We start from the raw sequence: 9047 nt of genomic DNA on the forward strand, positions 1-9047 counted from the left end.
TGGCGAGTCTTGCGCAGAGTCGAGCAGAATCACAAGATCTGGGAGAGATGCCGAATGACTCAGCCACATCTTGTGCGTGAACAAACCGTGACTCAGGGAGAGTCGCCGATTCGATTGTGATTCGTTCCGGTCCCGTTCGAAATCTTTCCGAAGACTCTCGGGCGGGAGCGATTTCTGTTCGCAAACGGCACAGCATGGCAGCGCTCCGCTGGCGCAAGCCTTGCGAAACGGCATGTCGCGCGCCACATCTCGTTCACCTTGAACGGCCCGTCAGCGGGCAGCCGGATTCCGCCCGGCCCATTCCGGAGACGGTTGTGACGCGTCCGCCTTCCCCCGCGCATTCCGGCCCCGTCGGCAGCGGGCGCGGCGTCACGGCTGTTCTCGGCCCGACCAATACCGGCAAGACGCATCTCGCGATCGAGCGGATGCTGGGTCACGATACAGGGCTCATCGGCCTGCCGCTGCGCCTGCTGGCGCGCGAGGTCTACCATCGGCTCGTGGCGCGGGCCGGAATTCATGCGGTCGCGCTCGTCACCGGCGAGGAGAAGATCAAGCCGCCGAATCCACGCTACTGGGTCTCGACCGTCGAGGCCATGCCGCGGGACCTCGTGGTGAGCTTCGTTGCGATCGACGAGGTGCAGCTCATTGCCGATGCGGATCGCGGTCATGTCTTCACGGATGCGGTTCTGAACCGACGCGGGCGCAGCGAGACCATGCTGCTCGGAGCCGGCACGGCGCGGGCGCTGATCGAGCGGCTTCTGCCCGGCGTGCAGATCGCGACGCGACCGCGGCTCTCCAAACTCAGCTTCGCGGGCGAAAAGAAAATCACGCGATTGCCCGCTCGCTCGGCCGTCATCGCGTTCTCGGCCGAGGAGGTTTACGCGATTGCCGAGCTGGTGCGTCGCCAGCGGGGCGGGGCTGCCGTGGTCATGGGCTCGCTCGCGCCGCGCACGAGAAACGCGCAGGTCGCGATGTTCCAGGCCGGCGAAGTCGATCATATTGTCGCGACCGATGCGATCGGGATGGGTCTCAACCTCGAGATCGGGCATGTCGCCTTCGCCTCCGACCGCAAATTCGACGGGAAAAGACATCGCCGCCTGACCCCGGCCGAGATGGCGCAGGTGGCGGGCCGCGCGGGCCGCGCGCAGGAGGATGGCACCTTCGGCACGACGGGCCGCTGCGCGCCTTTCGAGGAGGAACTCGTCGAGGCGATCGAGGAGCACGTCTTCGATCCCCTCCCCTTCGCCTGGTGGCGAAACGGGGTTCTCGACTTCGCCTCGATTGAAAAACTTGAAGCGAGCCTTTCGCGCAACTCTCCGCAAATCGACCTCATTCGCGCGGGCAAGGCCGAGGATGAGGTGACGCTGGATATCGCCAGCGGAAGGCCGGGTGTGCGCTCGCTGGCTTCCACGCGGGATGGCGTGCGCCGTCTGTGGGACCTCTGCCAATTGCCGGATTATCGCAAGGTTTCCCCGAATATTCATGCAGATCTCGTGGTTTCGCTTTATGAGCCGATCATGCGGAAGGGGGCCATCGACAGCGATTGGTTCGCCCGCGAGATCCGCTCCTGCGACCGGCTGGATGGCGATATCGATACGCTCGCCTGGCGGCTCGCCTACATGCGCACCTGGAGCTATTGTGCGAACCGGCCGGACTGGCTCGCTGATCCAGCGCATTGGCAGAACGTGACGCGCGCGCTAGAGGACAGGCTTTCCGATGCGCTTCACGAAAAGCTGATGCAACGTTTCGTGGATCGGCGCACCTCGGTTCTGATGCGACGCTTGAAAGAGAATGCGATCATGGATGCAGACGTGAGCCCGACCGGAGAGGTCATCGTCGCGGGCCAGAATATCGGCCGCCTCGCCGGTTTCCGCTTCACGCCCGATCCGAATGCCGAGGGGCAGGAGGCGAAGGCCCTGCGCGCCGCCGCCTCCAAGGCGCTGGCCGGCGAGATCGAGGCGCGCGCGACGCGGCTCTCCACGGCGAATGACGACCAGATGACCTTGTCCCTCGATGGCATCATCCGCTTTATCGGTGAGCCGATCGCGGTGCTGCAGGCGGGTGCGAAGGCGCTGGAGCCGCGCTTCCTGCTGCTGGCCGACGAGGAACTTGCGGGCCTCCATCGCGAGATGGCCGAAACGCGCCTCGGCCTCTGGCTGAAGGCGCATGTCGCGAAGCATCTCGGCCCGCTCTTCGCGCTGGAAAGCGGTGAGGGCACCACGGGCCTCGCGCGCGGGATTGCCTTCCGGCTCGCCGAGAATCTCGGCGTGCTTGACCGCAATGCGGTTTCGAATGACGTCCGCGCGCTGGACCAGAACGCGCGCGGCGAACTCCGCAAGCTCGGCGTGCGCTTTGGTGCGCATCACCTCTTCCTTCCGGTCTTGATGAAGCCCGGTCCGCGCAGCCTCGCGGCGCAGCTTCACGTGCTTTTCACCGGCGGCGATGATTCCGGCCTGAAGGAAGTGAGCCATCTCGCCTATTCCGGCCGCACCTCGATTCCGGTCGATCCGGCGATTCCGGCCGAGCTTTATCGCATCGCGGGTTATCGTGTGGCTGGGCCGCGCGCCATCCGCATCGACATTCTCGAGCGCCTCGCGGATCTCATCCGTCCGGCGATCGCCTATCGCCCCGGCGTGACCGAGGGCGAACCGCCGGCGGGTGCCGCCGATGGCGATGCCTTCGTCGTGACCGGCGCGATGACCTCGCTCGTCGGTGCGGCGGGTGCTGATTTCGCCGAAGTTCTGAAGGCGCTCGGCTATCGTTCCGAAACGCGTCAGGGGCCGGCGATCACCGTTCCGATCAAGCGCGGCGTGGTTGCGCCGATGGAACCCTTCAAGCCCGCCGAACCCAGGGGCGAGGCCGTGGCGGAAGCGGTGGAGGCCGATGCACCCGGGAATGCCGTGGCGGAGCCGGAAGCGGCTCCCACCGAGGCCGAGGCGCCCGCCGAAGCGCCGGTGGAAGTCGCGGCCGAGCCTGCATCCGGGGCCGTTGAGGCGCCTGCCGCGGAAGCGGCGGCTCCTGCCGAGCCGGTCACGGTCGAAGTCTGGCGCATGGGCCGCAGCGAGCGTCCGCAGCATCGCGGTGATCGCAGGCCCAACCGCGCCAATCGTCCGGATCGGCAGGCGGAGGGCGCGCCCGGAGAGCGCAGCGGCGAGCAGCGTCCAGGCGAGCAGCGTCCGGGTGAGCAGCGTCCAGGTGAACAGCGTCGTGGCCCGCCGCCGTGGAAGCGCGGTCCGAAACCCGGCGAGCAGCCGCGTCCGGCTGAGAGCGCGCCGGCCGGACGGGGCGAGGCGCCGCGCCGCCACGATGACCAGCGCCGCGACCGGCGCGAGACATTCGAGAAATTCGGCAAGCGCGAGAATCGCCCGCAGGGCGACCGGAGCGAGCGCGGCGGCAAGCCCTTCCACAAGGGTGGCCGCCCGGATCGCGAGAACCGCGAGCGCGGGCCGGAACATCGGGTCTTCGCCACCAGCGGCCCGCAGCCTGGCCGCAAGGGCGAGAAGGCGGCAGATCCGGATTCGCCCTTCGCGAAGCTCGCCGCCCTCAAGGCCCAGCTCGAAGGCAAGAATTGAGACCGCATGGCGCGAAAGCGTGACAGTGCCGAACCTCCGGGCTCATTGCTTCCCGCGCGCCAGCGCATCGACCTTTTCATCTGGCATGCACGCCTTCTGCGCACCCGTTCGGCGGCGGCTGAACTGGTGCGGGAAGGTCATGCCCGCGTGAATTCGCTGCGCGTGACGCAACCCGGCTATGCGTTGAAGCCTGGCGATGTTCTAACCCTCGCACTGCCCGGTCGCACTTGGATCGTGCGGGTCGAAGCCTTTTCCGAGCGTCGCGGGCCGGCGGAGGTGGGCCGGACACTCTACACCCGGCTTGATGGTGCTGAGGCAGAAGCGCAGGCTGACGAAACCTGCATCGCCCTTGGGCGGGCGGCCTTTGATCGGCAAGCACTTGCCCCGAAGGCCAATCGGCATTAGCGAAGCAGAAAGCGCCTCGAATGTTTCACCCGGGCCTTGAACCCGCGGTTCCTGACGGAGAACGATGATGACCTATGTCGTCACCGAAAACTGCATCAAGTGCAAATACATGGATTGCGTGGAAGTCTGCCCGGTGGATTGCTTCTACGAGGGCGAGAACATGCTCGTCATCCATCCCGATGAGTGCATCGATTGCGGCGTTTGCGAACCGGAATGCCCGGCGGAGGCCATCAAGCCAGATACCGAGCCGGGCCTCGAGAGCTGGCTGAAGCTCAATTCCGAATATGCGAGCCAATGGCCGAACATCACCATCAAGCGCGAGGCGCCGGGTGACGCGAAGGAATGGGACGGCAAGCCCGGCAAATTCGAGGCGCATTTCTCGCCGAATCCCGGCGAGGGCGATTGAAGCTGTTAACCATTCGCCTTAACGGGGGAGCGGCAACGAGCACTTCCTTTGATTTTCCCCGCTTTTCGTGCTAGTTGTTCCCAACAGTCGAATTCGGTGGCATTTTCTTTGCGCCCTCTTCTTTCACATTGAACGGGTTTATCCGGCTCCAGCGTTCTTCGAGCGCTTGGGCCAGCTTTCTGTTTTGTGGAGAGGCGCAGCATCGATTGGGTCTGTTGAGCCCTCGGCTCCAGGACTACTGGTCCAGGGCCGGTCTTTGGTTTCGCGTGCATCAGGCACGCCACTCTCGCACGCATCGCGAAAGCGGCGCGCGGCGACAAGAGGATCAAATGAGCACCAAGAAGACGACGCAGCGGGATGTGTTCAAGCCGGGTGAATTCATCGTCTATCCGGCCCATGGCGTGGGCCAGGTGACGGCCATCGAGGAGCAGGAGATCGCGGGCTTCAAGCTCGAACTGTTCGTGGTGAACTTCACGAAAGAGAAGATGACCCTTCGCGTTCCGGTGGCGAAAGTCGCGAGCGTGGGCATGCGCAAGCTTTCCGAAAGCTCGGCCATTTCCAAGGCGCTGGACGTTCTCACCGGTCGCGCGCGCATCAAGCGCACGATGTGGAGCCGCCGCGCCCAGGAATACGAAGCAAAGATCAATTCGGGTGATCTCATCGCGGTAGCCGAAGTCGTGCGCGACCTCTATCGCTCGGAAGCTCAGCCGGAGCAGTCCTATTCGGAGCGCCAGCTTTTCGAAACGGCCCTCGCACGCCTCGTGGACGAGATCGCCGCCGTCGATGGCTCCACCGAGACGGAAGCCATGAAGCGTGTCGAGACGAGCCTCGCCAAGAGCCCGCGCCGCTCGCGCGGGGCGGATGCCGGCGATGCCGACAACGACGATGCGAGCGACGAAGCGGCCTGATTTCCGCAGGCACTCTCTTCAGGCCCTCAAGGCCCGCCCTCTCCGGCGGGCCTTTTTCATGCTCATTTCCAGAAGGGTTCGCCAATTATACAAATCGCGTTTGAAAAGAATCATTTAACCGCTGTGATCCGACCATCTTCGCGCCGCGTAGCCTTTCCAAACAAGTGACACGGGGAGGTCACGCATGGCGCAGCTCGTTGGAGTTCGTCGGTCCTTTGTCCGGGCGGCAATGGATGCCCCCTTTCTCACTCGCGAGGATGAGCATGCCCTCGCCGTTCGCTGGCGGGATCATCAGGACAAGGATGCTCTCCACCAGCTTACAACCGCGCATATGCGCCTCGTGATCTCCATCGCGGCGCGTTTCCGCAATTATGGCCTGCCCGTTTCCGATCTCATCCAGGAAGGCCATGTGGGCCTGCTGGAAGCCGCCGCCCGCTTCGAGCCCGATCGCGAAGTGCGCTTTTCCACCTATGCGACCTGGTGGATCCGCGCCTCCATCCAGGATTTTGTGTTGCGCAACTGGTCCATCGTGCGCGGTGGCACCAGTTCCGCCCAGAAGGCCCTGTTCTTCAATCTCCGCCGGCTGCGCCTGCGCATCCTCCAGAAGGCCGATGGCGACCCGAATGTCGATGTGCATGCCGAAATCGCGGCGGCTGTCGGCGTGCAGAAGGCGGATGTCATGGCAATGGAAGCGAGGCTCTCCGCGCCGGACATGTCGCTTCATGCTCCTGTTTCGGAAGAGGGCTCCGCCGATTCCGTCCGCCTCGATTTCTTCGCCGACGACAAGCCGCTGCCGGATGAGCTCGTGGGTGACCAGATCGATACCGAACGCCGCCATGACTGGCTTCGCTCAGCTCTCACCGTGCTCTCCGAGCGGGAGCTGCGCATCCTGCGCGAGCGCCGCCTTTCGGAAGACGGGGAGACGCTGGAAGCTCTCGGTTCCAAGCTCGGCATCTCGAAGGAACGCGTGCGCCAGATCGAGAATCGCGCACTGGAAAAGCTCAAGAAGGCGCTGATCGAACGCAATCCGCGCTATGCGGAGGCGGTAGCGATCTCCGGGTGATCAGCCGCCGGTGATGATCTTGTAGTGCTGCCCGGGAACGAGCATGTCATCCGGCGTGAGCCCGTTCAACACATAGAAGCGTTCCAGACCTTGCGCCACATTCGCCATGTGGCTCACGACCAGATCTTCGGGCCGATCTCCCGCGCGCGCCATGACGAGGCCGATTCGTTGGCCCCGGAGGCGCTTCGCCTCGTCCTCGCTCAGTTCCCGGAAGCTCCTGGCCACGGCGAGAAAACGCTGATCGGCTTCCGCGCTGAAGTTCTGCGCGGCGAAGATGAAGCGGAAGACAATCTCACCCATGCGGATCAGCACAACCCGGAAGGTCCAGTCCGGCCCGCGCGCGAGGCCCAGGGCGCCCGGCAGGTTGCCGATTGTCGTCTCGTTGAGATCGGTAATCGCGATGCCTTCGATCGGGTTCAGCGCGAGCAGCGCCGTCAGCGAGCGCTCAGGCTCCCCGCGCGAGGAATCAAGCCGCAAGGCTTCGTTGCCACCGGGCGAGACACCCAGAACGGCATGCGGCGAGTTTTCCAGCGTGAAACCCTCGGGCGCATCGAAGGTGAAGCGCAGGCGCGGATGCAGGAAACTGTTGCCGCGGATGAGGCCCTGGTTGACATCCTCGCCATAGGCAATGCCGTTGATCGCCTGCAGCCATTGCATGCGATTGGCCTCGCCGACACCGGGCGCCCCGAACTGGCGCGCAACGGCGATGGCCTTTTCCAGGCGCTCCGGTGTGGTCGGATGGGTTGCGAGAATGTCGTTCTTCTCGGTCGCGTTCGGATCATCGACGCTGTTGCGCATCCGGCTCGTGCGATCGAGCGCCACGAGAAAGCGCACCGCGCCATGCGCCTCATAGCCGGCCTTGGCGATGGCGCGCACGCCCAGTTCATCGGCGTCCATTTCCTGCTGGCGCGAGAAGTTCGCGAGCGCGACACGGCTCTGGTCGCGCATCAGCCGGCTTGCGCCGGGATTGGCGAGCACTTCCTGATGCACGCGGCTCACCAGCACCGACCGGCTTTCGAGTTCCGCGCGCTCCATTGCGTGCCGACCGGTGACATGCGCAATCTCGTGCGCGATCACCGAAGCGGCCTCCGCCGTGTCATTCGCAAGCGCGAGCAACCCACGCGTGACATAGACATAGCCGTTTGGCAGCGCGAAGGCATTCACGCTCGGTGAGTTCAGAATGGTGACGCGGTAGGTCTCGTTGGGCCGATCCGAGACAAGGCGCAGCCGGTTGGCGATCTCGCTCAGCAGCGCCTGGAGGCGCGGGGCGCGATATTCGCCGCCGAAGCTGTGGATGAGACGCTGGTGCTCGCGCTCGAGGGCCGTGCCGGGTTCGAGCATCGGCATTGTGCCCGGCAATTCCACCCGTTGCGGCTCATCCATCGAAATGGGGATCGTGTCGCTGACGCAGCCCGCGAGCGCCCCCGCGAGCAGGGCAGGCGCAAGGATGCGCCAGAGCGGCGGGAGGGTGGCGGGAAAAGGCAAGGTTGTCAGGAGCATGGATCGGCAAGGCGCCCGGAATAACCGGCTCCTTCTATCCTGATGCGGCGATTGTGTCATCGCTGTGATGCTGCGCCGGCCTTTTCGAGCTCGGTGAGGTGGTCTGCACTTTCGAGCCGGGAGCGGCTCAGGCCTTCGCGTGCGACAATGAAGCGCACGACAAGCCGCAGGTTGACGAGCGATTCGGGCGGAAGCCCACGCCGGGTGAGCGCGGAGATGGTCGCCGCACTGGCCGAAAGGGCCGGGCCACCGCGTGCGGCATTCCGGATGTTGAGGAAGAAGATTTCCCGCCAACGCCGCACTTCGGATACCGTCCAGATCACCGCCATCCGCCGGCCGGCCTGGCGGGAGGGATCGGCCTCGATGCCGGCCAGTCTCCGGGATTGCAAGCGCGGCGCCCAGTGCCCGCGCCTCTGGTCGATTGCCACAGCCTCATGGGTCACAAGTTCGTCCCAGCACCCGCCGATGATCTCCGGCCAGGCCGGCACGAGCCCGGCCTCGACCATTCCGGCCTGCAGCCAGAAAGGCGGCAACGCCGCAGCCGATGGCGAATCGGGCTCCTGCACGAAGATGAAGGCGGGTATGGCGCCCCAGCGATCCGGCGGCGCGACCGCCTTCCAGCTTACTCTCTGCCCCTGGAGTGATTCGACGAGCCCCTTGGCGAGCTTCGCGCGCAGGTTGGGCTCCAGATGATCCGGCCAGACGATATTGGCGAGCCGAAGCGTCGGCCCCTCCTTGAGCATGATCGTGCCATCCGGCTCGATTCGCTGCACGTCGGCGGGAAGGGCACCCTCGGGCGCGCAGGCCCGGCTCGCGGGAATCTGCGCATGCGCAAGGCCGGATGAGGCGAGAAGCGCCGCCCCCGCGAACAGGAGAGGGATGCACAAGCGCCGAAAAGCTGCTAGATGCGCCTTGCCGGAGGGGTCCCGTAGCTCAGCAGGATAGAGCGGCAGTTTCCTAAACTGTAGGTCACAGGTTCGAATCCTGTCGGGATCACCAGCCATCGCGACGGCTCCTTCGAACCTGCAATCGATCTTGCCCGTCTTCGCCAAGGCTCGACGGGTGGTTCGAATCCTGTCGGGATCACCAGCCATCGCGACGGCTCCTTCGAACCTGCAATCGATCTTGCCCGTCTTCGCCAAGGCTCGACGGGTGGTTCGAATCCTGTCGGGATCACCAGCCATCGCGACGGC

The 9047-nt window shown here is 65.0% G+C and carries 7 protein-coding genes and 1 tRNA gene; 6 read left to right on the forward strand and 2 right to left on the reverse strand.

The window, feature by feature from the left end:
• Positions 1–314: 314 nt before the first annotated feature.
• From ACKODO_RS10085 to ACKODO_RS10105, 5 genes are all read left to right on the forward strand, one after another.
• Positions 315–3572, forward strand: coding sequence for a helicase-related protein (locus ACKODO_RS10085; RefSeq protein ID WP_408983309.1), 3258 nt, complete (start codon positions 315–317; stop codon positions 3570–3572).
• A 6-nt stretch (positions 3573–3578) separates the two neighbouring features.
• Positions 3579–3977, forward strand: a complete 399-nt coding sequence (locus ACKODO_RS10090) for an RNA-binding S4 domain-containing protein (RefSeq protein WP_408983310.1) — start codon at positions 3579–3581, stop codon at positions 3975–3977.
• A gap of 67 nt (positions 3978–4044) precedes the next feature.
• The gene (fdxA, locus tag ACKODO_RS10095) at positions 4045–4383 is read left to right on the forward strand and encodes a ferredoxin FdxA (RefSeq protein ID WP_408983311.1); all 339 of its coding nucleotides are present in this window, start codon (positions 4045–4047) and stop codon (positions 4381–4383) included.
• Between the two features lie 329 nt (positions 4384–4712).
• On the forward strand, positions 4713–5291 hold the full coding sequence (locus tag ACKODO_RS10100; RefSeq protein ID WP_408983312.1) for a CarD family transcriptional regulator: 579 nt from the start codon (positions 4713–4715) through the stop codon (positions 5289–5291).
• Between the two features lie 184 nt (positions 5292–5475).
• Positions 5476–6354 carry an RNA polymerase factor sigma-32 gene (locus ACKODO_RS10105; protein ID WP_408983313.1) on the forward strand — a complete coding sequence of 293 codons (879 nt, stop codon included), beginning with the start codon at positions 5476–5478 and terminating at the stop codon, positions 6352–6354.
• On the opposite strand, the gene ACKODO_RS10110 is transcribed toward ACKODO_RS10105, so the two are convergent.
• Both ACKODO_RS10110 and ACKODO_RS10115 read right to left on the reverse strand, forming a co-directional pair.
• Positions 6355–7854: a M48 family metalloprotease gene (locus ACKODO_RS10110; RefSeq protein ID WP_408983314.1), complete on the reverse strand. Its 1500-nt coding sequence runs from the start codon at positions 7852–7854 to the stop codon at positions 6355–6357.
• 56 nt (positions 7855–7910) lie between these two features.
• Complete coding sequence (locus ACKODO_RS10115) at positions 7911–8741, reverse strand: hypothetical protein (RefSeq protein ID WP_408983315.1); 831 nt, start codon at positions 8739–8741, stop codon at positions 7911–7913.
• A 35-nt stretch (positions 8742–8776) separates the two neighbouring features.
• Between ACKODO_RS10115 and ACKODO_RS10120 the strand changes: the two genes are divergently transcribed.
• Positions 8777–8853, forward strand: a tRNA-Arg gene (locus ACKODO_RS10120).
• Positions 8854–9047: the final 194 nt, after the last annotated feature.

Origin of the sequence: Rhabdaerophilum sp. (assembly GCF_046092605.1) — a bacterium.
Lineage (GTDB): Bacteria > Pseudomonadota > Alphaproteobacteria > Rhizobiales > Beijerinckiaceae > Rhabdaerophilum.